Source organism: Streptomyces sp. NPDC058246, assembly GCF_042881985.1.
Taxonomy (GTDB): domain Bacteria; phylum Actinomycetota; class Actinomycetes; order Streptomycetales; family Streptomycetaceae; genus Streptomyces.
In genome coordinates this window covers 18,382-43,011 of the sequence record NZ_JBHVWZ010000048.1, presented here as the reverse complement: position 1 = coordinate 43,011, position 24,630 = coordinate 18,382, and the positions used below count along the sequence as shown (strand labels likewise).

General features: G+C 72.3%; 13 protein-coding genes and 1 pseudogene. 9 read left to right on the top strand and 5 right to left on the bottom strand.

Annotated features, from left to right (window positions below):
- The 4 genes and pseudogenes from ACFVXA_RS38890 to ACFVXA_RS38875 all read right to left on the bottom strand — a co-directional run.
- Window positions 1–274 (bottom strand): annotated as a pseudogene (locus ACFVXA_RS38890) (hypothetical protein); the annotation flags it as partial.
- A 304-nt stretch (window positions 275–578) separates the two neighbouring features.
- Window positions 579–1,685, bottom strand: coding sequence for a peptide chain release factor 2 (gene prfB, locus ACFVXA_RS38885; protein WP_362017667.1), 1,107 nt, complete (start codon window positions 1,683–1,685; stop codon window positions 579–581).
- A gap of 207 nt (window positions 1,686–1,892) precedes the next feature.
- On the bottom strand, window positions 1,893–3,155 hold the full coding sequence (locus ACFVXA_RS38880) for a serine/threonine-protein kinase (RefSeq protein WP_362017666.1): 1,263 nt from the start codon (window positions 3,153–3,155) through the stop codon (window positions 1,893–1,895).
- Between the two features lie 184 nt (window positions 3,156–3,339).
- A complete protein-coding gene (locus tag ACFVXA_RS38875) occupies window positions 3,340–5,040 on the bottom strand; it encodes a serine/threonine-protein kinase (protein ID WP_362017665.1) in 1,701 nt (566 codons plus the stop codon).
- Between the two features lie 488 nt (window positions 5,041–5,528).
- Between ACFVXA_RS38875 and ACFVXA_RS38870 the strand changes: the two genes are divergently transcribed.
- The 9 genes from ACFVXA_RS38870 (at window position 5,529) to ACFVXA_RS38830 (ending at window position 23,936) form a co-directional block, all read left to right on the top strand.
- On the top strand, window positions 5,529–9,545 hold the full coding sequence (locus ACFVXA_RS38870; RefSeq protein WP_390028593.1) for an FHA domain-containing protein: 4,017 nt from the start codon (window positions 5,529–5,531) through the stop codon (window positions 9,543–9,545).
- A gap of 645 nt (window positions 9,546–10,190) precedes the next feature.
- Window positions 10,191–11,561, top strand: a complete 1,371-nt coding sequence (locus ACFVXA_RS38865) for an ABC transporter substrate-binding protein (protein WP_383735229.1) — start codon at window positions 10,191–10,193, stop codon at window positions 11,559–11,561.
- A 106-nt stretch (window positions 11,562–11,667) separates the two neighbouring features.
- Window positions 11,668–12,948 carry a carbohydrate ABC transporter permease gene (locus tag ACFVXA_RS38860; RefSeq protein ID WP_383911210.1) on the top strand — a complete coding sequence of 427 codons (1,281 nt, stop codon included), beginning with the start codon at window positions 11,668–11,670 and terminating at the stop codon, window positions 12,946–12,948.
- Window positions 12,945–13,865, top strand: a complete 921-nt coding sequence (locus ACFVXA_RS38855; RefSeq protein WP_383911213.1) for a carbohydrate ABC transporter permease — start codon at window positions 12,945–12,947, stop codon at window positions 13,863–13,865. Before ACFVXA_RS38860 ends, ACFVXA_RS38855 begins: the two co-directional genes overlap by 4 nt.
- A gap of 152 nt (window positions 13,866–14,017) precedes the next feature.
- Window positions 14,018–16,285 carry a CDP-glycerol glycerophosphotransferase family protein gene (locus ACFVXA_RS38850; RefSeq protein WP_390028592.1) on the top strand — a complete coding sequence of 756 codons (2,268 nt, stop codon included), beginning with the start codon at window positions 14,018–14,020 and terminating at the stop codon, window positions 16,283–16,285.
- A gap of 235 nt (window positions 16,286–16,520) precedes the next feature.
- A complete protein-coding gene (locus ACFVXA_RS38845) occupies window positions 16,521–18,695 on the top strand; it encodes a CDP-glycerol glycerophosphotransferase family protein (RefSeq protein ID WP_390028591.1) in 2,175 nt (724 codons plus the stop codon).
- Between the two features lies 1 nt (window position 18,696).
- A complete protein-coding gene (locus ACFVXA_RS38840; protein WP_390028590.1) occupies window positions 18,697–20,931 on the top strand; it encodes a CDP-glycerol glycerophosphotransferase family protein in 2,235 nt (744 codons plus the stop codon).
- The gene (locus ACFVXA_RS38835) at window positions 20,928–22,256 is read left to right on the top strand and encodes a hypothetical protein (RefSeq protein WP_362017658.1); all 1,329 of its coding nucleotides are present in this window, start codon (window positions 20,928–20,930) and stop codon (window positions 22,254–22,256) included. Before ACFVXA_RS38840 ends, ACFVXA_RS38835 begins: the two co-directional genes overlap by 4 nt.
- Window positions 22,257–22,355: 99 nt before the next feature.
- Complete coding sequence (locus ACFVXA_RS38830) at window positions 22,356–23,936, top strand: hypothetical protein (protein WP_390028589.1); 1,581 nt, start codon at window positions 22,356–22,358, stop codon at window positions 23,934–23,936.
- Window positions 23,937–24,148: 212 nt separating this feature from the next.
- On the opposite strand, the gene ACFVXA_RS38825 is transcribed toward ACFVXA_RS38830, so the two are convergent.
- Window positions 24,149–24,562 (bottom strand): organic hydroperoxide resistance protein, encoded by a 414-nt coding sequence (locus ACFVXA_RS38825; RefSeq protein WP_362017656.1) that lies wholly within the window; start codon window positions 24,560–24,562, stop codon window positions 24,149–24,151.
- Between the last annotated feature and the right edge of the window lie 68 nt (window positions 24,563–24,630).

The window sequence follows — 24,630 nt, the reverse complement described above, 5'->3', positions numbered from 1 at the left end:
CGTCGGTGGGCGTCGGCTCCGTGGGCGCCGGGGCGGTGGGCGGCGGGGCGGTCGGGACCGTCTCGGTGGGCGCCGGGTCCGTGGTCGGGTCCGTGGGCGTCGTCGGGATGCCCGTCTCGGTCGGGGTCGGGGTCGGGTCGTCGCCGACGTTGACACCGATGCCCACGTTGAGGTCGAGCGCCGAAGCGGCACCCGCAGCGGTCAGCGAAGCACCGGCGGCAATCACCGCACCGGCGGCTATCCGCGCCACGCGGATCCGCGTCTTCTTGGTCATCTGCCTGCTACCCCCAGTAGCTGATCGTCAATGGAGCAGCGCCCGGGGCCACGGCGTCACAGGTGACTTTTCTCAAGTCCCCCGGTTCACATGCACCCCAGAGATACGCATGCCACGCGTTACCCTCCCCAGTTTTCAATGCAACGTCAAGGTCGTTGCGTACGCGATGTCCGGATCAACATCATTTGCCTGCCGTGAGGACATGTGACTGTGACGTAAAACCCAGACAACCCTCACACGAAAGGCAACTGCCGTCCGATGGACGGCAGTTGCCTTGTCGACAAAGCGGTGTCAATCCGTCTGTCTACTTCTCCTGCTGCTTGCGCCAGCGAATTCCGGCCTCGAGGAAGCCGTCGATCTCCCCGCTGAACACGGCCTCGGGGTTGCCGACTTCGAACTCGGTGCGCAGGTCCTTGACCATCTGGTAGGGGTGCAGGACGTACGAACGCATCTGGTTTCCCCAGGAGTTGCCGCCGTCGCCCTTGAGGGCGTCCATCTTGGCCTGCTCCTCCTGCCGGCGCCGCTCGAGGAGCTTGGCCTGCAGAACGTTCATGGCCGAGGCCTTGTTCTGGATCTGCGACCGCTCGTTCTGACAGGAGACGACGATGCCGGTGGGAAGGTGGGTGAGCCGGACGGCGGAGTCGGTGGTGTTGACGCCCTGACCGCCGGGCCCGGACGACCGGTAGACATCGACCCGGAGCTCCGACTCGTCGATCTCGATGTGGTCGGTCTGCTCCACGACGGGCAGGATCTCGACACCGGCGAAGGAGGTCTGGCGGCGTCCCTGGTTGTCGAAGGGCGAGATCCGCACCAGCCGGTGCGTCCCCTGCTCCACGGAGAGCGTGCCGTACGCGTACGGGACGTGGACGGCGAAGGTGGTGGACTTGATGCCCGCCTCTTCCGCGTACGAGGTCTCGTAGAGCTCCGTCTTGTAGCCGTGGCGCTCCGCCCAGCGCAGGTACATGCGCTGCAGCTTCTCGGCGAAGTCGGAGGCGTCGACGCCGCCGGCCTCGGCGCGGATGGTGACGACGGCCTCGCGGGAGTCGTACTCACCGCTCAGCAGCGTGCGGACTTCCATTTCGTCCAGCGCCTTCTTGACGGACCCGAGCTCGGACTCCGCCTCGGCGCGGGTGTCCGGGTCGTCCTCCTCCTCGGCCATCTCGAAGAGCACACCCAGATCGTCGATACGCCCGCGCAGCGCCTCGGCCTTCCTGACCTCCGCCTGGAGGTGGCTCAGCTTGCTGGTGATCTTCTGCGCCTCGTCCGGGTCGTCCCACAGGGACGGCGCGGCCGCCTGCTCCTCGAGCACGGCGATGTCTGCCCTCAGCTTGTCGAGGTCCAGGACGGCCTCGATCGACTCCATGGTCGAGGAGAGGGACTTGAGCTCTTCGGATACATCGACGACTGCCACGCCTCCAGCGTAACGGCTACGGCAACCGGCCCCCGCCCCTGAGGGCTCCGCCCCCGGCCGGTGACAGGTCCAGCCCCTCCGGCGTTCGAGGCGGGGTCGAGGGCGGAGCCCCAGGGATGACGGGGTCCCCCTTGCTCGAGCGAGGCCGAGAGCTTGGGGAGGGCAGGGGCGGAGGGGGCGGACAGACCCGTGGGTCCGCCCCGCCGGTCACGGTGACGCCGGGGCCGAGTTCTTCGTGTCCTGGGGCGTCGCGCCGGCGTCATCGCCGGAGGTGGCGAGCCAGGTGCCGATCCCCACCGCCGCGACGAGCGCGACGGCTGCCGCCCCCAGCGTGAGACGACGCCGCCGAGCGGAGGCCCGGTGGCGAGCGGATCCCGGACGGGGAGCACCGGCCGCACGCGGGGCGCGAGCCGTCCCCCGCGCGCCACCCGCCAGCTCGTCCGGCCCCGGCACCCGCATCGAGGTGTGCGTATCCCGGTTGGAGTCCGGCGCGGCCCCGGGCACGAGCGGCACAGCGCCCCGCCGAACCCGCGAGGCCACGGGAGCCGCCGGCTCCGCCGTCTCCTCGTACCTGTCGTCCCCGTCCCCGGCCCCGGACCCGTCCTCCGACTCCGCGTCCGGCGAGTCCACGTCCAACGGCGGCATCCCCGCCAGCAGCGGCAGCTGCTCGCGCAGCCGGGCACCCAGTTCCGAGGCGCGCAGCCGCGAGGCGGGCGCCTTGGCCAGGCACTGCACGATGAGCTGCCACAGCTCGTCGGGGATGCCGGGCAGCGGCACCACGGTCTCCGTGACGTGGCGGCGCAGCACCGCCCCCGGGTGGCCGCCCCCGAAGGGGGTGAACCCGGCGAGGAGCTCGTACAGCACCGTCGCCAGCGCGTAGATGTCGACGGCGGCCCGCGGCGGCAGCCCCTCGATGATCTCGGGGGCGAGGTAGTCCGGCGTACCGATGATCTTCGTGGCCCGGGTCCTGCGCGGCGAGTCGATGAGTTTGGCCACACCGAAGTCGGTCAGCAGAGCCGGATGCGAACCGCCGGGACCGAGCGGGCCCTGCATGTCGAGCAGAACGTTCTCGGGCTTCACGTCCCGGTGGACGACCCCGGCTGCGTGCGCGGCCGCCAGCCCGTCCGCGACATCCGCGACGATCGCGACCGCGGCCTCGGGGGAGAGCCGCCGCTCCCGGTCGAGGCGGGTGCGCAGGTCCGTCCCGCGGACGAGGTCCATGACGAGGGCGAGGTCGTTGCCGTCCACCACCAGGTCGCGCACCGCGACCACATGGGGGTGGTCCAGGCCCAGCAGCGCCGTGCGCTCCTGCACGAAGCGCCCCACGAGCTCCTGGTCGGACGCGAGGTCCTCGCGCAGCAGCTTGATGGCGACGGGCCCCTCGGGTCCCTCACCGAGCCACACCGTGCCGGCGCTGCCCCGCCCCAGAATCTGGTTCGCGGTGTACCGGCTCCCGATCTTGCGTGCCAAGACTGCTCCTACGAGACGCGTGTTGTCGCTAAAAGTACGCGTACGAAGAGCCAACCTTCACTCCGGAGACGGAAATCACCCGTCAGATGTCGACAAATCCCCAGAGTCGGCTGGCCTGAGGGGCAGTTGGCCCCGGGGTTCGGCTGCCCCCGGTGTTCACCGGACCCCGGGCTTCCCCCGGGATTCAGTTGCCGGAGGAGCCGCTCCCGCCGAGCTTTCCGATCCAGCCGGAGACCGTGTCGAACCAGTCGCTCAGCTGGGCCCAGTACCCCTTACTGGTCCCGATCCATCCCTGGAGGGGACTGAACTCCCAGACCAGCCAGCCGGCGACGAACAGGATGACGAGGGTGAACAGGCACCCCTTGAGGCAGCCGAGCCCCGGGATCTTCGTGGGGTTGGCGCTGCGCTGACGGGGCTCGCGCGACTGCCGCGGCGCGGGCTGCTGGGGCTGCTGCGGCGCGGGCGCGTATCGCTGCGGCTGGGGCTGCTGCTGCGGCGCGGGGGCGTACCGCTGCGGCTGCTGCTGCGCGTACTGCTGCGGCTGCTGCTGCGGATATCCGTACCCGGGCGGCGGCTGCTGACCCCGCTGCGGCCGCTGCTGCTGCGGGCTCTGCTGTGGCCGTGCCACCTGGCGCTGCGGCCGGCGGCGCAGCGGGTCCTCGTTCGGGTCGAGGTACTGGACCTGCGTCTGTTCGTTGCGGTCGCGGGCCGCGCGCAGCTGGTTCTGCCAGGGGTGCGGGTCCTCGCCCTGGCCGGGCTGCCCGGACTGCCCGCCGGGCTGGTGCTGCGGCACGGGCGGCATGACGGCGGTCGGATCGGCCGCGCCGCGGTGCGGGAGGACGGAGGTGGGGTCGGCGTCGCCGGAGGTGTGCGGCAGGTAGCTCGTCGCGGCGTTCGGGTCGTACGTGCCCGCGCCGTGCGGCAGCACCTGGGTGGGGTCGGCGGCGCCGGGCACGCCCGGCACGGTCGCCGGAGCGGGGTCGGGGGCGAGCAGCGCCCCCACTCCCTCCGCCGCGGCGATCTGCGCGGCGGTCGCGTGCACCCCGACGCCCGCGGCGACGGCGCGCAGCCCGCGGGCGAGGTTCTCGGCGCTGGGCCGCTCGTCCGGGTTCTTGCGCAGACAGCGCTCTATGACGGTCCACAACGGGTCCGGGACGGTCGAGGGGCGGCGCGGCTCGGCGCTCAGGTGCTGGTGGAGCACCTCGAGCGCGGATCCGCCGGAGAACGGCGGACGCCCGGTGACCAGCTCGTACAGCAGGATGCCCGCGCCGTAGATGTCGACGGCGGACGTCTGCGGACGGCCCTCCGCGGACTCGGGCGCGACATAGGCGGGCGTGCCCACGAACTCGTGGGTGCGCGTGAGGCCCGGGGAATCGGCGAGCCGGGCGATGCCGAAGTCGGTCAGCATCGGGTGCATCTGGCCGCCGTCCTGCTTGAGCAGGACGTTCGCGGGCTTCAGGTCGCGGTGCACGACGCCGTCGGCGTGGCTGGCGGCGAGCGCGTCGGCGACCTGGGCGGTGAGAAGGGAGGCGGCGACAGGGCTGAACGGCCCGTTCTCGCGGAGGTAGCGGTGCAGGTCGGGGCCGTCGACGATGTCCATGACCAGGGCGAGCAGATCGCCTTCGACGACGAGGTCCCGTACCCGCACGATGTTCGGGTGGGTCAGGCGCAGCAGCACGGACCGCTCCCGGAGGAACCGCATCACGACGTCCGCGTCGTTGGCGAGCTCCTCCTTGAGGACCTTGATCGCCACGGTCTCGCCGGGCTGCCCGGCCACGGCCGCCTCGGCGCCCGCGGTCTCCCGCTGGCGGGCTCGCCAGACGGTGCCTGTGGCGCCGCGCCCCAGCGGCTCCTCAAGGAGGTACTTGCTCCCTACCGGCCGCACGTCATGCGCTCCCTGCTGCTTGCTTGCCTGGTCCGTCCACCGTGATCACCGTGGTACTGGTGTTCCGACCCACTGTAGTGCCGCGATACCTGGCACTGGGCTGTCATCTTGCTGTGCTTCCCATAGGTCCCACGGGCGTCTGTGCTCCGCATAAGTGGCCACGCGCGCGGCTACGTACGGGGTTACGTACGCCTTCCCGCGCATGTTCGATGGAAAGACGCTCGGTCCGGTCACTTGGTTGCCGGACTGCGGGCGTGACCGATCTCAAGCGGGCACCGGTCGGGCACTGGTCAGGCACTTTTGCGGGCAGAGCCGACCAATCAAGATCACTTACCGGTGGGGGGCGGGCGTGTTGTCAGTGGCAGGTGCGAGGATGCCTTCAGTACTGGCCGACGTGCCCGTGTGCGGTGGGGGATTCTGCGGTGGGGGACCGCAGCGCAGCCTCGCCTTCGTCGCGGACACCTGCGCGGAAGGGACCGCTGACGGCGATGCAGATCCGGCTGACCGTCGTAGACCCGCTGGGCCCGCCCTCGGAGCCGCGGGGGCGAGCCACGGCCTGCGATGTGCTGGTCACCGCGCCCGCCGGGACGGCGCTGGCCGCGGTCGCCTCGGGGCTGGCCTCGGCGGTCGGCGGCGACGCGGGTGCCGCCCCGGTCGAGCGAGGCCGGGAACCCGGCGGCGGCCAGGTCGTGCTGTACGCGGGTGCGGAGCGGCTCGACGCGCAGCGCTGCACCCTGGGCGAGCCGCCGCTGACCGACGGCGCCGTGCTGTCGCTGGGCGCCCCTGCGGAGCCCGGCCCGGACGCGGACGACGGGGCTGCCCAGCTCCATGTGGTCGCGGGCCCCGACGCCGGTGGCGTCCATCTCCTGCACGGCGGCCAGATCCGCATCGGCCGCTCCGCCGACGCGGACGTGCCCCTCGACGATCCCGACGTGTCCCGTCTGCACTGCGCGGTCACCGTCACCCCCGAGGGCCGCGTCTCGGTCGCCGACCTCGGCTCCACGAACGGCACGACGCTTGACGCCACCCGTGTCGGCACCCGCCCGGTCCGCCTCGTCCCCGGCGCGCTCCTGCGCATCGGCGAGTCCGCGCTGCGACTGGCGGCGCCCGGCTCCACGGGGGCGCTGGGTACGGCGCCGGACGGCGAAGGCCATGTCCGGGTGACCGCCGGAACCGACACCCCCGCCGGCGGCGACGGCACCCTCACCGCACGGTCCAGGACCGCGGCCGCCGTGCCCCACGCGCGCGTGGGGGGCTCCTCCACCCAGGTTCCGCCGCCCGCCGGTGACACCCATCACGCGTACGGCTCTGCGGAGTGGGGCGCCGCGGGAGCCGGCCCGGGCGCACAGGGGCACGGTCCGGCCGTCCCGCACACCGCGCCCTCCGGGGTGCCGTCCGGCGTACCCGAACAGGGCGGGGCGCCCAGCATCGAGAACCGGCCGCGCGGCGGCGCCGAGCCCGACCGCACCCGCACGGACACCGGTAGCGGCACCGGCACCGGTAGCGGCACCAGCAATGGCGGCACTGGCACAGGAGAGGGCACCGGCACCCGGAAAGGCACACCCCCGCGCGGTACGGACGTCCCGCCGGGTGTGCGCAAGCGGGGCGGGATCGGTGCGTGGGCGCGGCGGCTGACCGGCACGCGCGGTGGACCGGCGGGAGACGCCGGTCAGGATCCCTACGACGAGGGGGACTCGGCGCGTGACGCGGAGGAACCCCTGCCCGCGGTGACACGCTCGCCGGAGAACTGGCCCGACCCCGCGACGCTGCTGCTCACCGCGCTGGGGCCGGGGCCCCGGCTCTGGGAGCGCGGCCCCGGGCACCCGGAGGCGCTGACCGTGCGGCTGGGCACGGCCGACCGGGCGGCGCCCGACGGCTCGGGCCTGCTGCCCGCGGTACCGGTCACGGTGGGGCTGCGCGAGGTCGGCGCGCTGGGCCTTGCCGGACCGCGCGAGCGCCTCTCCGGCCTGGCCCGCGCGGTGGTGGCCCAGCTCGCCGCGCTGCACTCGCCCGACGCCCTGGAAATAGTCCTGATCAGCACGGACCGCTCCCGCACGGTCGAGGAGCGCACCGCCGAGTGGTCCTGGCTCGGCTGGCTCCCCCACCTCCGCCCCACCCATGGCCAGGACTGCCGCCTCCTCCTCGCCTACGACCGCGAACAGGCGACGGCCCGCACCGACGAGCTCCTCCGCCGCCTGGAGGACCATGCGGCGGACGCGGGCACCGACGGCGGCGAGGTACGAGGCGCGGTGCGGCGACGGCCCTCCTGGGCGCGGGACGAAGACCCGGCGGACGAAGGTTTCGGCGGGCCCTACACGGTGGTGGTCGTGGACGGGGACCCCGGAGGCGCCGACGTACGGGAGGCCGTGGTGCGGCTGACCCATGAGGGCGCCCGTGCCGGGATCCACGTGATCTGCCTCGCCGAGACCGCGGCCGCGTCACCCGCGTCACCGGTGACGGAGACCTACGAGGCAGCGTGCGACGCGTCACCGGCGTTCCGCGAGTGCGGGGCCGTCGCCCTGCTCAGCGGTGACGTGGCCACGGCGCTCCGTCTGCTGCGTGTGGCACCGGGCGGTCCCGAGGGCGGGTTCGCAGGGCCCCCGGAACTCGGCTCCACGGAACGCTCGCGCGGCGGCGCCGCGGGGGCTGGGCACGGAGGGTCCGGAACGGCCGGGCGCGAGCCCGAGGAGGCCTGGCGCGGCGGTTCGGCCGAGCGCGCACGCGGTAGCGCCGCGGGGGCCGGGCACGGCGACTTCGCGGGGACTGGGCAAAGCGGCTCCACGGGGACTGGGCAAAGCGGCTCCACGGGGACTGGGCAAAGCCGCTCCGCTGAACGCATGCGCGGCGGCGACACCGGGTCCATGCCCACCGGGCCGACGCACGGCGGGCCCACGTCCACCGGGCCGACGCACGGCGGGCCCACGTCCACCGGGCCGACGCGCGGCGGGGCAGCGCACAGCGAGGCAACGCGGGGCGGATCGGCGTACGGAGGATCGGCGCACCCCGGCCCTGTCCGTGCGGGCTCCCCGCACGCCGGGGCCCCGCATACCGGAGCCCCGCACGCCGGGCCGCCCCACGGAGGGCCGGCGTCCACCCCACCGGCGTCCACGGGGCAGACGCGCGGCGGGGTCACGCACGCCGGTTCGCCGCGTGACGGCCGCAGTCAGCCCGGCACCGTCGGCCACCTGTCGCGCGGCCCGATCGGGCATGGCACCGTCGCTGCGGTCGATGCGGTGTCGGTCGCGTGGGCGGAGCGGTTCGCGCGGGCCCTAGCGCCGTTGCGGACGGACGGCACGCACGGCGAGCGGCATACGCGGGTGTCCGCGCCGCTGCCTCAAGTGGCACGGCTGCTGGACGAGTTGGGGCTGGCTCGGGCCACTCCCGCCTCCCTCATGGCACGTTGGGCGGACGCGGCGGACGACACCGAGGCGCTCGGCGGCCGTTGCCGGGCCGTCCTCGGCGCCGGACCCCGCGGGCCCGTCGCCGTGGATCTCCCCGCCGAAGGCCCGCATCTCCTGATCGAGGGCCCACCGGGCAGCGGCCGTACCGAACTGCTGCGCTCGATCGCCGCGTCCCTCGCCGCCGCGGAGCGGCCCGACCGGCTCGGAATCGTGCTCATAGACGGGCGCGACGGCAACGGGACCGGCAACGGAGGCAATGGCGCCGGGCGGGTCGACGGGCTCCAGGTCTGTACGGACCTTCCGCACGTCACCACCCACCTCACCGCCAACGACCCCGTACGGATGCGGGAGTTCGCCCAGGCCCTCAGCGCCGAGCTGAAGCGGCGGGCCGAGCTGCTCGGGCGGCTCGACTTCGCGGAGTGGCACACCCGGCGCGAGGTGTCCGGCCGGATCGTGGCTCAGCGCTCGGCCAAGTCCTCGTCCGGCGTCATGCCCGGCGCTTCGTCCGGCGCCGCCGATCTCGACGTGCCGCCCAGTTCGACGCTGCGGCTGAGGCCCGCGGCTTCGCGGGAGCGTACGGAGCCGGGGCCGGCGCTCGCCCGGCTGGTCGTGGTCGTCGACGACCTGGACGCGCTGTTCTCCCCCGCGCTGGGCTCGCCTGGGCGGCCCTCGGCGGGCTCGGTCGTACGGGCTCTGGAGGCCGTCGCCCGGGAGGGGGAGCGGCTCGGGGTTCATCTGGTGGCGGCGGCCGGGGTCGACGGGCGTACGGCGGGATCCGAGGTGGGTCGGTCCGCCGCGCTGCGGATCGTCCTCGACGCGCCGGCGTCCGGGCCGGACGAGCCCGCGCCCGGTCGGGGGCGGGTCCTGCGCCCGGACGGGCGGGACACGCCCTTCCAGGGGGGTCGGGTCACGGGGCGTATTCCGCGGACCGCGACGCTTCGGCCCACCGTCGTGCCGCTGGAGTGGGAGCGTATGGGGGATCCTCCGGCTCGGCGGCCGGTGCGTGAGCTCGGCAATGGGCCTACGGACTTGGCGTTGCTCGCGAGTGCGTTGGAGCGGGCGGCGCGTTCTGTCGCCGCGGTCGAGGTGCCTTCGCTGTTGTAGTTCCCTGCGCTTGGTCGCCCCCGGCGCGGGGGTAGTTCCCTGCGCTGTGGGCTCCCCCGGCGCGGGGGTAGTTCCCTGCGCCGTGGGCGCCCCTGGCGCGGGGGTAGTAGTCCCTGTGCTGACCTGGTCCCTGCGCGGTCGTCCGGGCGTCAGCGCTGATCCCCGATGCCCTGCCGGTGCGGAGCACCGTGGGGGCGTGCACCGTGGGGACGTGCACCGTGGGGGCGTGCGGCGTGGGGATTTCGCCCCCTCCGCCCCTACCCGTCCCATACTTGGGGGCTCCGCCCCCAAACCCCCGGTCGCCCGAAGGGCTCGCCCCCGAACCCGTCCCGCCCCTGGGGGCTCCGCCCCCAAACCCCCGGTCGCCCGAAGAGCTCGCCCCCGAACCCGTCCCGCCCCTGGAGGCTTCGCCCCCAAACCCCCGCTCGCCCGAAAGGCTCGTCCTCGAACGCCGGACGGGCTGTCGCCGGCCCGACGGGCGCCGGAGGCGGTCGGGTGGGGTGGTTTCCGGCTCACGTCACGACCCAATCACGATCGGTCACTTGACACCGCCGACGCTCTTGCCGCCCTCGGCGGGGCGGGCGTAGACCAGAGCGCACGGGACAGCGCTCGAACGTTCGACGAGGCACGAAGAACGGGGCAGTAATGCGCACGCACATGTCACGCAGGGCCGCACAAGCCGCCACAGCCGCCGTCATCGCCGGCGCGCTCACTCTCACCGCCTGCGGCGGCGACAACAAGAAGGACAAGGGCAGCGACAACGGGACGGAGAGCAGCAGCGGCAGCTCCGGCACGGTCACCCTCCCCAAGCTCAACGGCGCCAGTCTGGAAGTCGCCGCTGTATGGACCGGCCCCGAACAGGCCAACTTCAAGAAGGTGCTGGCGGAGTTCGAGAAGCGCACCGGCGCGAAGGTCACCTTCGTACCCGCGCAGGACCCGATCATCAACTTCCTCGGTTCGAAGATCGCGGGCGGTGCGCCGCCGGACGTCGCGATGCTTCCGCAGGTCGGCGCCGTCAAACAGGCCGTCGAGAAGAAGTGGGCGAAGCCCGCGGGCCCGGACGCCCAGGCTCAGCTCGCCAAGAACTACTCCCAGGGGTGGCAGGACCTCGGGAAGGTCGGCGGCAAGCAGTACGGCGTCTACTTCAAGGCGGCCAACAAGTCGCTGGTCTGGTACAACGCCAAGGTCTTCGAGAACGCGGGGGCCAAGGAGCCCAAGACCTGGAAGGACTTCCTCTCCACCGCGCAGACCATCTACGACTCCGGGGTCACCCCGGTCTCCGTGGGCGGCGCGGACGGGTGGACCCTCACCGACTGGTTCGAGAACATCTATCTGTCCCAGGCGGGGCCGGAGAAGTACGACCAGCTCGCGCAGCACAAGATCAAGTGGACGGATCCGTCGGTCAAGGACGCGCTGACCACGCTGGCCCAGCTGTGGGGCGACAAGAACTACATCGCGGGCGGCCCGGACGGCGCGCTCCAGACGGAGTTCCCGGCCTCGGTGACGCAGACGTTCACCGGCGGCGACCAGCCGAAGGCGGGCATGGTCTTCGAGGGTGACTTCGTGGGCGTCAACATCGCGGAGACCAAGGCGAAGATCGGTACGGACGCCAAGGTGTTCCCGTTCCCGGCCGTGGGCAGCAAGGCCCCGGTCGTCAGCGGCGGGGACGCGGCCGTACTGCTGAAGGAGTCCAAGGCCGGTCAGGCGCTGCTCACCTTCCTCGCCTCGCCCGACGCGGCGACGATCTGGGCGAAGCTCGGCGGCTATCTCTCCCCCAACAAGAACGTCGCCGACTCCGCGTACCCGAACGCCGTTCAGCAGTCCATGGCGAAGGCGCTGATCGCCGCGGGCGACGACTTCCGCTTCGACATGTCCGACCAGGCCCCGCAGGCCTTCGGCGGTACGCCCGGCAAGGGCGAGTGGAAGGACTTGCAGGACTTCCTGAAGAACCCGAAGGACGTGGCGGGCACGCAGGCGAAGCTCGAAGCGGACGCCACCGCGGCCTACAAGGGCTGATCCGGCCATGACGTACGCCATGGAGGGCGGAGCCCCCCAGGTGCCCCCTGGATCCACCGGGCCACCGGGACCCCCGGCTCCTCCCGCTCCCGGTGAACGCAAGAGTGTGACCGGCACCCGCAAGACCGTGGCAGCGCTCTTCCTGCTGCCCGCTCTGGTGCTGCTCGGCGCGCTCGTGGTCTACCCGATCGGGTACTCGGTCGTCCGCAGCTTCTACAACCAGTCCGGCGACGGCTTCGCCGGCATCGACAACTACAAGTCCCTCTTCACCGACTCCGGTATCCGCACCGCCCTGAAGAACAACATCATCTGGGTGGTGTTCGCGCCCACGGTCGCGACGGCGCTCGGGCTGATGTTCGCGGTGCTCACCGAACGGGTGCGCTGGGGCACGGCGTTCAAGCTGGTCGTCTTCATGCCGATGGCGATCTCGATGCTCGCCGCGGGGATCATCTTCCGGCTGGTGTACGACCAGAATCCGGACAAGGGGGTCGCGAACGCCGTGTGGGTGGGGGTGCACGACACCTTCGCCCAGTCGTCCGCGTTCCCGAAGGCCCACCCCGGACGGGAGTCGCCACTCGGACCGCACAGCGGTGGGTTCATCACCCGACAGCAAGTGCACGCCGGGCAGTCCGTCGCCCTCCCCCTCGTCGGCGTCGCACCGGACCAGATGCCCGGCAGCGCCAAGAAGGCCGTCCAGGCCGTGCCCGAGCCCGGCAAGGTCACCGGCACGGCCTGGCAGGACTTCACGCGCGGCAAGGGCGTCGGCAGGCTCGGCCAGGTGGACGCGGGTGAGCTCGGCTACGCGGGCATGAAGGTCGAGGCCGTCAAGGACGGCAAGGTGGTCGCCTCCACGACGGTCCGTGACGACGGCACCTTCACACTCTCGGACAAGGCCGACGGAGCCCAACTCCAGCTTCCGGCAAGCAACTTCAAGGAGCCGTACAACGGCCTCGACTGGCTCGGCCCGTCCCTGGTCACGCCGGCCATCATCGGCTCGTACATCTGGATGTGGGCGGGGTTCGCGATGGTGCTGATCGCGGCAGGGCTCGCGGGCGTGCCGCGCGAACTGCTGGAGGCGGCCCGGGTCGACGGCGCGAACGAGTGGCAGGTGTTCCGGAGGGTCACCGTGCCGCTGCTCGCGCCGGTCCTCGCGGTCGTCGCCGTCACCCTGATGATCAACGTGCTGAAGGTCTTCGACCTGGTCTTCATCATCGCGCCGGGCTCGTCCCAGGACGACGCCAACGTGCTGGCCCTGGAGCTGTACCGCAAGGGCTTCTCCGAGGACCAGCCGGGCGTCGCGAGCGCCATCGCGGTGTTCCTGCTGCTGCTCGTGATCCCGGTGATGGCCTTCAACATCCGACGGCTGAGGCGGGAGGTACGACGGTGACCACTCACAGCGCACCCGCGCCCGGACATGTCACGAAGACGCCGCCCGTCACGGTGGTGAAGGCCAGGCAGTCCCTCGGTTCACGGCTCGCGAGCGGTGTCAGCGGGGGCGTACTGCGGGTGTTCCTGCTCCTCGTCGGACTGTTCTGGCTGGTGCCGACCATCGGGCTGCTGCTGTCCTCGCTGCGCAAGCCGGAGGACATGAGCGCGAGCGGCTGGTGGAAGGTCTTCAGCGAGCCCTCGCAGCTCACCGTGGACAGCTACCAGAAGCTCCTGGAGAACAGCGACATCACCAACTCGCTGCTCAACACGGTGCTGATCACGGTCCCCGCGACCCTGCTGGTCGTGGTGATCGGTTCGCTCGCGGGCTACGCCTTCGCCTGGATGGAGTTCCCGGGCCGCGACTGGTGGTTCCTCGGCGTGGTCGGTCTGCTCGTCGTCCCCGTACAGGTGGCGCTGATCCCGATCGCCGAACTCTTCGGAAAGATCGGCATCTTCGGGTCGATCATCGGCGTGGTCCTCTTCCACGTGGGCTTCGGACTGCCCTTCGCGGTGTTCCTGCTGCGGAACTTCTTCGCGGAGATCCCGCGGGAGCTCCTCGAGGCGGCCCGCCTCGACGGCGCGGGCGAACTGCGCCTGTTCGTACGGGTCGTGATGCCGCTCGGCGGTCCGGCGATCGCCTCGCTCGGCATCTTCCAGTTCCTGTGGGTGTGGAACGACATGCTGGTCGCGCTGGTGTTCTCCGACTCGGGAAGTCAGCCGATCACGGTCGCACTGCAGACACAGGTACGCCAGTTCGGCAACAACATCGACGTGCTGGCGCCGGGCGCCTTCATCTCGATGGTGATCCCGTTGGCCGTGTTCTTCGCGTTCCAGCGGCAGTTCGTGACAGGGGTGATGGCCGGCGCGGTGAAATAGCCGCAGATCAAGGGCGTTTGAGGGGCGGGCCGGACATCGGCCCGCCCCTCCGCGTTCACCCGGGGGTCCCCCGTATGCCACATCTGGCGTAACCAAGTCACCCCTTCGGCCGTTTCCGGGCAGGTATGCCCGCGCCGACCCATGGATGTCCCGTGCCCAGGTTCAGTGTCATCGTCCCCGCGTACAAGGTTCAGGCGTACCTGCACGAGTGCCTGGAATCCGTCCTCGGACAGTCCTATCCGGATCTCGAACTGATCGCCGTGGACGACTGCTCGCCCGACGCCTGCGGCGCGATCATCGACGAGTTCGCCGCCCGCGACGCCCGTGTCCAGGCCGTACACCTGGCGGAGAACGTGGGCCTTGGCCGTGCCCGCAACGCGGGGCTCGCGCACGCCAGCGGCGACTACCTGATCTTCCTGGACAGCGACGACAGCCTGACCCCGGACGCGTTGCGCGCCATCGCCGACCGGCTGAAGGAGACCTCCGAACCGGACGTCCTGGTCTACGACTACGCGCGCACGTACTGGTCGGGCGAGGCCGTCCGCAACCAGTTCGCGGCGCAGCTCACCGAGGAGGGCCCGGCACCGTTCCGGCTCGCCGACCGGCCGGGGCTGCTCCGGGTCCTGATGGTGGTGTGGAACAAGGCCTACCGCCGGGAGTTCGTCGAGCGTGAGGGCTTCACCTTCCCCGCCGGCTACTACGAGGACACACCCTGGACCTATCCGGTGCTGATGTCCGCCGAGTCGATCGCCACCCTCGACCGGGTCTGCGTCCACTATCGCCAGCGCCGTCACGGCAGCATCCTCGGCACCAGCAGCAGGGGGCACTTCGACCTCTTCGAGCAGTACGACCGCGTCTTCGCGCACATCGACGGCCACCCGGAGCTCGCCCACTGGCGCCCGGTGCTCTTCCGCCGCATGGTCGACCACTTCTCGACGGTGTTCCTCAAGCGCGGTCGGCTGCCGCGCGGCTCGCGGGCCGAGTTCCTGCGCAAGGCCCGCGCCCACTACCGCCGTTACCGCGCGCCGGGCCACCCGGTCCCCCCGCGCACCCGGGTGCGGCACGCCCTGGTCAGGCTGGGCACCCACCGCACGTACCGCCTGCTGTCGCTGGCCTCCCGCGTCTGCAGACGGGCGCTGCGCCAGACCAAGGCGCTGCTCCGCACGATCCGCGGCGCCGCGCTGCAACTCCACTACCGCGTCCAGCTCCGCCTCCCGCTGCGCGCCGACCGTGCCGTCTTCTCCAGCTACTGGGGCCGCGGCCACGGCTGCAACCCGGGCGCCCTGGAGTCCGCGTTCCGCGCCTACGCGCCGCACATCCGCACCGCGTGGATCGCGCTGCCCGAGCACCACCACACGATCCCGGCCGCCACGCGCCGGCTGCGGCCCGGGACGGCCGCGTACTGGACGGCGCTCGCCCGCTCCAAGTACCTGGTGAACAACGTCAACTTCGACCGGCGGCTGGTCAAGCGCCCCGGTCAGATCATGGTCCAGACGCAGCACGGGACCCCCCTCAAGCACATGGGCCTCGACCTTCAGGACCGCCCGGCCGCCGCGCGCGGCACCGACTTCGCCGAGCTGCTGCGCAACGTCGACAAGTGGGACTACTGCCTGTCCGCCAACCGCCACTCCACCCTGGTCTGGGAGCGGGTCTTCCCGTCCTCGTACACGACGCTGGAGTACGGCTTCCCGCGCAACGACGTGTTCCAGCGCACGACTTCGGCGGACGTGGCACGGCTGCGCGAGTCGCTCGGCATCCCCGCGGACGCGATCGCCGTCCTGTACGCGCCGACGTACCGCGACTACCGGCGCACCCAGCGCCGCACCCTCGACCTGGAGCGCGTCCTGCGCCGGCTCGGCCCGCGCTTCGTCGTGCTGACCCGCGCCCACCACTCCTACGAGGCCCCTCTCACCCGCGCCGCGGGCGACCGGCTGATCGACGTGTCCGACCACCCGAGCATCGAGTCGCTGTGTCTCGCCTCGGACGCGCTCGTCACCGACTACTCGTCCCTGATGTTCGACTACGCGGGCCTGGACCGGCCGATCGTGATCCACGCGGACGACTGGGAGGCGTACGAGGCGGCCCGCGGTACCTACTTCGACCTGCGTGACTTCCCGCCGGGCGCGGTCGCGCGCAGCGAGGACGAGCTGATCGACATCTTCGCGACGGGGCACTGGCGGGGCTCGCGCTCCACGCAGCTGCGGTCCGCGTTCCGCGAGCGCTTCTGCCCGTACGACGACGGGCGCGCCGCCGAGCGGGTCGTACGCCGTGTCGTGCTCGGCGAGAGCGCCGGGCTGCCGCCGTTCATCCCGCTCGCCGACCGGCACCCCGTCCCGTCGGCCGCGGCGGCCCGCCCGTCCGCTCCCCTCGCGACCGTCCCGGCGCCGGGTGGCCCGGTCCCCCTCACCGAGACCCTCTGACCTGCTGAACCGTGCCCTCTGAACCGAGCCCCTCTGAACCGTGCCCCTCTGACCGAGCCCCGAATCGGAACCCGCGTGCCCTCCAGCCCCTCGCGGCCCACGCCGACGCGGCCCACCACCTGGCGCCCCACCAGTCGCCCGGCCGGGCGGCCCGGGCGGTGAACCCCGGAGCCCCTGCCCAGCGGCCCCGGGACCACCGTCCCCCGATCAGACGTCCCCTGAGAGAAAGTGCAGAATGCCCCGCTTCAGCGTCATCGTGCCCACCCATGGAGTCGCCGGGCGACTGGCCCAAGCGCTGGACTCGGTCCTCGGCCAGTCCTTCGGCGACTTCGAGCTGATCCCGGTCTGCGACGCCCCGGACACCCCGGCCGGGACGGTCGCCGCCGCGTACGCCGCGCGGGACGCCCGGGTCGCGCCGGTCCACTCACCGCCGTCGGGCGGGCTGAGCGCGGCGCGCAACGCGGGGATCGGCGCGGCACACGGCGCGTATGTGCTCTTCCTCGACGGCGACGACGTACTGGTGCCGGGCGCGCTGGCCGCTCTGGACGCCAAGCTCCGCACCGAGGTGGACGTCCTGTATTTCGGGCACGAGCGGGTGCACTGGTGGGAGGGCGAGTCGAGCACGCCTCCGCTCGACAAGGATCCGGAGGTCCTCGGTGTGCATGTCCCGGCGTGGAGCGCGGCCTACCGCCGTGCGTTCCTCGCCGAGCACCGACTCGCCTTTCCCGGCGGGCACTTCACCGACGCCGGCTGGGGCGGTCTGGTGACGCTGGCGGTCGAGCGTGCGTCGGTGCTGCGCTCGGTCGTCGTACGGCATCACCTGCGCCGTCAGGGCAGCCGTCTCAACACGCCGGGTGAGCACCAGTTCGAAGTCCTCGACCAGGTCGACCGGGTGCTCACCCGCGCGTCCGAACAGGCAGCCGAGCAGCCGGTGTCCGCGGCCAAGGCGCACGCCCTGTTCGGGCAGCTCTTCGCCCTCGTGCTGAAGACGGCGGCGCATCCGACGCGGGTGCCCGCGCGCCGCCGCCGGGCCTTCTTCCGCCGCGCGGGAAAGCTCTACCGGCGCCACCGCCCGGCCGCCTTCCGGCCGCCGCCGGGCAGCCTCGGTGTGCAGCACCGGCTGCTCGCGTCCGGTGCCTACAGCGCGTTCCGGGCGCTGCGCGGCGCCAACCAGGTGGCGGCGAAGGCCGTACAGACGGTGCCGCGCCCGACGTCGCTGCGGACCCGCGCGCGGTACGCGGTGCAGCTGCGCCGTCCCCTCGACGAGAACCTCGCCGTGTACTGCGCGTACTGGGGCCGCGGCTACGCCTGCAACCCGGCCGCCATCCACGCCAAGGCCCGCGAACTCGCCCCGCACATCCGCTCGGTGTTCCTGGTCGAGCCGGAGGCGGTGGCCGCGCTGCCGAAGGGCGTCGATCACGCGGTGATCGGCAGCGCCCGCTCCTGGGAGGTGCTGGCGCGCGCCAAGTACCTGATCAACAACGCCAACTTCGCGGACGGCGTGGTCAAACGCCCCGGCAGCGTGCACCTGCAGACGCAGCACGGCACGCCGCTGAAGAAGATGGGCGTCGACCAGTCGACGTACCCGGTGGTGGCCGCCGCGACGGGCAGCTTCGCCAAGCTGCTGAGCCGGGTGGACCGCTGGGACTACAACCTCTCCTCCAACCGGCACTCCACCGAGATGTGGGAGCGCGCCTTCCCGGGCTCGTACGAGGCCCTGGAGTACGGCTATCCGCGCAACGACGTCTACTGCACGGCGACCGCCGAGGACGTGGCCCGGGTGCGCGAGCGGCTGGGTGTCCCCGAGCGGAAGACCGCCCTCCTCTACGCGCCCACGCACCGCGACTACAGCACCGGCTTCGAGGCCCGGCTCGACCTGGAGGCCTTCTGCGAGGAGATCGGCGAGGACTTCGTCGTGCTGCTGCGCGCCCACTACTTCTACGACGGGGGCGCCGGACGAAGGAGCAGCGGCCGGATCATCGACGTGACCGGGCACCGCTCCTCGGAGGACGTCTGTCTGGCCGCCGACGCGCTGATCACGGACTACTCGTCGATCATGTTCGACTATGCCAACCTCGACCGGCCGATCGTGGTGTACGCGGACGACTGGGAGATCTACCGGGAGACCCGGGGCGTCTACTTCGACGTGATGGAGGCGCCGCCGGGGCCGGTGGCGCGCACCCCGCGCGAGCTGGCCGGGCTCTTCACCGAGGGCACCTACGCGGATCCGGCGTCCACCGCCCTGCGCTCCGCTTTCCGTGAGCGCTTCTGCCAGTTCGACGACGGTCTGGCCGCCGAGCGGGTCGTGCGCAGAGTGCTCCTCGGTGAGCCGCCCGAGGCGATCCCCCCGGTGATCCCGCTCGCCGAGCGCCGTCCGGCCCCCGCCGCGTCCACCCTCGTAAGGAGCTGACGTGCCCCGCTTCAGCATCATCGTCCCCGTCTTCAAGGTGCAGGGCTTTCTGCGTGAGTGCCTCGACTCGGTCCTGGACCAGTCGTACGCGGACCTCGAAGTCATCGCCGTCGACGACTGCTCGCCGGACGGCTGCGGCGCGATCCTCGACGCGTACGCGGCCCGCGACCCGCGTGTACGGGTGCTGCACCTGCCGGAGAACGTGGGGCTCGGCCGGGCCAGGAACGCCGGAATGCCGTACGCCACCGGGGACTACCTCTTCTTCCTCGACAGCGATGACACGCTCACGCCGGGCGCCCTGCGCGCCATCGCCGGCCGTCTGGACGAGACCGCCGGCCCCGAGGGCTGCCCCGACGGCCCCGACGTGCTCGTGTTCGACTACGCGCGCACCTACTGGTGGGGCGGGACGCGCCGCAACGTCCTCGCGCGGGTGCTCGCGGAGGCGGGTGAGGGCACCTTCACGGCCGCCGAACACCCGGAGATCCTCGACCTGTTGATGGTGGTGTGGAACAAGGTCTACCGGCGGGAGTTCGTCGAGCGCGAGGGCTTCAGCTTCCCGCCCGGGTACTACGAGGACACGCCCTGGACGTTCCCGGTGATGCTCAGCGCGGAGCGGATCGCCACGCTGGACCGGATCTGTCTGGCCTACCGCCAGCGCCGCCAGGGCAACATCCTGTCCACCACCAGCCGCAAGCACTTCGACATCCACGACCAGTACGAGCGGGTCTTCGCCTTTCTCGACTCCCGCCCCCGGTTGGCGAGTTGGCGCCCGTATCTGCACCGCAAGATGGGCGAGCACTGTCTGGACATCCTCTCCAAGCCCGACCGGCTGCCCGAGTCGGACAAGGGCGAGTTCTTCCGGCTCACGGCCGCGCTCTTCCGCAAGCACCGGACCACCGAGCCCGTTCCGCGCGAACTACGTGTCCTGGAGGGCGGGTTCGCGCGCTACCGGGTTCAGCGGCAGGCGGGCCGCCTCGGCAGGGAGGTGGCCCGGCGCGGGCTGCAGGTACGCAAGGTGGCCGCCGCGCGGGTCAAGGGGGGCTGGTCCGCGGTGCACGAACACCGGTCGCTGGACCCGCACCTGGCGGTGTACTCGGCGTTCTCACACCTGGGGATCCTCGGCGATCCGGCGGCCGTGTACGCCAAGGCGCGTGAGCTCGCCCCGCACATCCGTGGGGTGTGGGTGGTGCGCGACGAGGAGCAGGCGGCGCTGCTGCCGCCGGACGTCGAGCACGTGCTCCTCGACTCACTGCCCTACCGCCGGGTCACCGCGCGGGCCACGTACTTCGTCAACAACGTCAACTGGCCCGGCACGCTGGTCAAACGCCCCGGCAGCGTCCACGTCCACACCCACCAGGGCACCCCGCTGAAGTACATGGCGGCCGATCTGCTGGACAAGCCGGGCGCCCGGCACGGCCTCGACGTGCCGCAGATGCTGCGCCGCGCCGACCGCTGGGACTACAGCCTGGTCGCCAACCGCCACTCCGAACTGGTCTGGGACCGCGCCTACCCCTGCCACTTCACCTCGCTGCGCACCGGCAGCCCGCGCAACGACGTCCTCGTCCGGGCGAAGCCGGAGGACGGTGCGGCCGTCCGCGCCCGGCTCGGTATCCCGGCCGGGAACCGGGTGGTGCTCTACGCGCCGACGCGCCGCGACTACATCCGGGGCGGTCACATCGACCGTGTCGACCTCGCCCGGTTCGCCGACGATCTCGGCGAGGGCCACACCCTCGTCGTACGGTTGCATCCGTCGCTCGCGGACGGCCCGGCGCGCGGGATGGGCCTGTCCGAACTGCACCGGCGCGGTGTCGTGGTCGACGCGACGGACGAGCCGCGCGTCGAGGATCTGATGCTCGCCTCCGACGTCCTGGTCACGGACTACTCGGCCCTCATGTTCGACTACGCCAACCTCGACCGGCCGATCGTGCTGTTCACGGACGACTGGGGCGCGTACGCGGCGAGCCGGGGCGCCTACTTCGACATCACAGCCGACGCGCCCGGCCATGTGGCCTCCTCCTACCGGGAGTTGGCGTGGCTGTTCGCGTCCGGAGCGTGGCAGGACGCGGACGCGGCGCGGCTGCGGGCCGGGTTCCGGGCGCGGTTCTGCGAGTTCGACGACGGGCGGGCGGCCGAGCGGGTGGTGCGGACGCTGATGCTCGGCGAACACGTCGGGGAACCGGTCTCCCCGGTCACGGTGCCCGCGCAGGCGGGGCACGACGTCCTCGCGGCGTCATGAGCGTGCTCGTGCGTTTCCTCGTCAGGCCCCGGTCGCCGCGCTCGGCGCGGTCGTGGGTGATCGTCCTGGCCGCCGTCTTCGCCGTCCTCCAACTGGCGAACGTCAACGGCCGGGACACCCCCGACACCAAGAACTACCTGTCGTACGCGCTGAGTCTGGGCGGCGCGAGCAAGCAGGAGGCCGCCGCGCGCACCATCGAGTACGCCTGCGCGGGCAAGGCGTCCCTCGCGCGCCGCAACCAGAGCGTCAACGTGGCGCACTTCCACGGGCCGAGCCCGACCCGGCGGGTCATGGAGGAGTGCCGGCGCAACGAGAGCCGGGGCGAGTCGAGGCGGCTGCGGGCCGGGGAGACGGCGGGGCACACCGTGCCGTTCATGCCGCCCCGCTTCATGCGGATCTTCGAGGTCCGACCGGGATACCCGGCGCTGCTGCTGCCGTTCATCACGGTGCTGGGCGTGAAGTGGGGCATCTGGACGTCGAGCGTCCTGATCACGGTGGCCGGCGGTGTCCTCGCCTTCCTCGTGCTGCGCACCCTGCGCGCCCCGACCGGCACGGCCCTGACCGGCCAGGCCCTCTTCTACGTCCTGCCGTGCGGCACCACGGCCATGCGCCCGATGACCGAGGGCCTGCTCCTGACGCTGACCCTGGCGGCGCTGTGGGGCTGCGCGCTGGTGCTGGAGGGCCGCGCCGCCCGGGCCGGAATCTGGCTGGCCGGTGGCTCCCTGGCCGCGCTCTTCACGGTCAAGCACTCGCAGGCGCTGTTCCTGGGGCTGTGCCTGGCGGGCGCGTGCGCGGTGATCGGCGTACGGCGGAAGCGGCTGACCGGGCCGCTGCGGACGCTCGCGGTGGTGGCGGGCAGCGGTGCCGCCGCCACCGTCCTGCTGGCGCGGCTGCTGCACTACCCGTCCGAGTCCGAGAGCCTCCAGGACCTGCTCACGGGCCATTTCTCACGGCCCGACCGGATCCACCCGTGGCCGGAGTTCCTCCACCTGGAGCTGGGCTTCTGGGTGGAGTGGCTACGCCGTCAGTTCTGGGAGCCGCTGTTCCTGACGGCCGTGGTCGCCGCCGCCTGGGGCGCGCTGCGCCGCCGTCCGGCCTTCGGCGGCTTTCTGCTCGCTGCCGCGTTCACCGGTGTCCTCAACCAGGCCGGACACCCCGACATCAACATCTGGGGCAACCGGCTGATCGTGCTGCTGTGGCTGCTGCCGGTGCTGGGGCTTCCGCTGCTGCTGGAGGAGGCCGTACGGCCCCGGGAGCTCACCTCGGGCGGTACGGTGCCGGGCCCTGCGCGGCGGGACACCGACATCCCCGAGGTCGCTCGATGAGGTGACGAATAGCTAGGCCGTTGACCCCGGCGGGAATATACGCTGAATGCCACAAACCGCACGCCTGTACCGGCGTCAGACCCGCACCTCCGCCGCCCGATGAGCCCCGACGTCCTCGTCCGCCGGGCCGTGCGCGGAGCGACCGCGCTGCGCGGTGGCGCCTCCTGGCGGCCGACTCCGTACCAGTTCTTCGGTGCCCTGTTCTGGCTGGTGATGTCGCTCGCGTACTGGCGCGCCCCGCTGTGCTGCGACGCTGGCCAGCACGCGGCGGTCGTCGAACGCCTCAAGGCGCATCTTCTCCAGCCCCGGCACCCGACGGCCGATCTGCCGGGCGCGGGCAGCCCCTACTACTCGCCGTACACGGTGGCGCAGGGAGCCTTCGCCCGGCTGACCGGTCTGGGCGGCTGGGAGGTCGTACGGCTCTTCGGGCCGCTCAACCTGCTGGTCCTGCTGACCGGCATCGGCCGCTTCGTCCGCGTGCTGACGCCCCGTCCATGGGCGCCGGTACTGGGCCTGTTCGCCATGGCGCTGCTGTGGGGCACCGAGCGGGCCTGGTGGAGTGGCTCCCTCGGGCTGATGTCGATGACGGAGAACCTCGGATATCCCTCGACGTTCGCCATCGGACTCGCCTTCTGGGCCTGGGCGTTGACGGGCACGCGCGCGCGAGGCATCGGCGGGCCCGTCCGGTACGTCGGCCCGAGCGGCCTCGGAAGCCTGTGGGGGTACAAGGGGCTCGGCGCGCTGTACGCCCTGATCCTGCTCGTGCACCCGGTCACATCCGTCGCGGCGGCGCTCGGGGCGGTGGCGTTCGTGGCGGGATGGCAGCGCGGGTGGGGGCTCGCCGTCGTGGGCCGCTGGGCGATGGCGGGCGGGACGGCGTTGCTGGCCGCGTCCTTCTGGCCGTACTTCGACGTCCTCGCGCCGACCGGGAACCACAGCGTGGACGCCATGCACCAGCGGCTGTACGAGGGGATGCCCGGGCACTTCTGGCTGGCGCTGATCGGGGTGCCCGCCCTGTGGCTGCGGGCCTGGCGCGCCAAACAGGGCGAAGGCCACTGGTGGCGGGATCCCTTGGTGCTGATGTTCGCGCTGGAGTGCCTGGCGGTGGCGTACGGCTGGGTGAGCGGGCACCACACATACGGCGGGATCATGGGGCTCACTCTGGTGCCACCGCAGTTCGCGCTCGGGATCGAGCTGGCGGCGCCGGGGCCTTGGCGGGCCGGGCGGCGACTGCTGGGCGGGGCGGCGGCCGTCGGGGCCTGCGTCGGATTCCTCACCGTGCAGGCCGGGGCGGTGGTGCCGAGGGCGCTCGACCCGGTCGGCTTCGACCAGCCGCCGCGCTGGCCGACGTACGCCTGGGCGGCACAGCACATCAAGCCCGGCGAGGCGGTCATCACGGACGGGTACTACTCCGTCCAGCTCATCGCGGGCTACGGCCCGGACCTCGCCGCGCCGGCCGGGCCCGACCCCGCGCTCGACGAGCGGGAGCGGCTGCGGCGGCTGGCCGCGGTGCGCTCGTACCTCGCCCCGGCGTCGACCCGCGCCGAGCGCTCCGCCGTCGCCCGGCGCTACCACGTCCACTGGCTGCTGCTGACGCCCCGGCGGAAGGTGCCCGAGGAGGCGACGGTGGTGGACTGGAGCCGGGAGACGGGCGAGGTCCTGGCTCGGGTCGGGCCGTAGGGGCTGCCGGAAGGCCGCCAGGGTTGTCCGGAACACCGCACGCCGGCGGGGGCTGGTCGCGCCCACACGGCGCAGCCGCACACGCCGCACGGCCCCGCTCCCCTCAAGGGGCGCGGGGCCGTGCGGCGCGTTCCCGTCGTCCGGAAACCTGCGGTGCCGGCGTCCGGACCTACTCGACGACGAGCTCGACCGGTATTGCGGTGCGTCCGGACCTACTCGACGACGAGCTCGACCGGGATGTTGCCGCGGGTCGCGTTGGAGTAGGGGCAGACCTGGTGCGCCTGCTCGACCAGCTTGCGGCCGGTGGCCTCGTCGACGCCGTCGGGCAGCTCGACGCGCAGGGTCACCTGCAGACCGAAGCCCTCGCCCTGCTTGCCGATGCCGACTTCGCCGGTCACCGCGGCCTCACTGACGTCGACCTTCGCCGCACGGCCGACGAGACCGAGCGCGCTGGCGAAGCACGCGGCGTAACCGGCGGCGAAGAGCTGCTCCGGGTTGGTGCCCTGACCGTTTCCGCCCAGCTCCACCGGCGGGGCCAGCTGAAGGTCGAGCTTGCCGTCGGAGCTGACTGCGCGACCCTCGCGGCCGTGGGTGGCGGTGGCGACAGCGGTGTAGATGGCGTCCATGGAGACCCGTCCCTCTCAAGTCGAAGTCCTGCGGAGGCGGCCGGTCCGACCGCTTCACGACCATAAGT

Excerpts from the sequence above, each read along its gene's own strand:
- ACFVXA_RS38835 (WP_362017658.1), top strand. The coding sequence starts at position 20,928 with ATGAGCGTGCTCGTGCGTTTCCTCGTCAGGCCCCGGTCGCCGCGCTCG.
- ACFVXA_RS38845 (WP_390028591.1), top strand. The coding sequence starts at position 16,521 with ATGCCCCGCTTCAGCGTCATCGTGCCCACCCATGGAGTCGCCGGGCGA.
- ACFVXA_RS38825 (WP_362017656.1), bottom strand. The coding sequence starts at position 24,562 with ATGGACGCCATCTACACCGCTGTCGCCACCGCCACCCACGGCCGCGAG.
- ACFVXA_RS38865 (WP_383735229.1), top strand. The coding sequence starts at position 10,191 with ATGCGCACGCACATGTCACGCAGGGCCGCACAAGCCGCCACAGCCGCC.
- ACFVXA_RS38830 (WP_390028589.1), top strand. The coding sequence starts at position 22,356 with ATGAGCCCCGACGTCCTCGTCCGCCGGGCCGTGCGCGGAGCGACCGCG.
- ACFVXA_RS38870 (WP_390028593.1), top strand. The coding sequence starts at position 5,529 with ATGCAGATCCGGCTGACCGTCGTAGACCCGCTGGGCCCGCCCTCGGAG.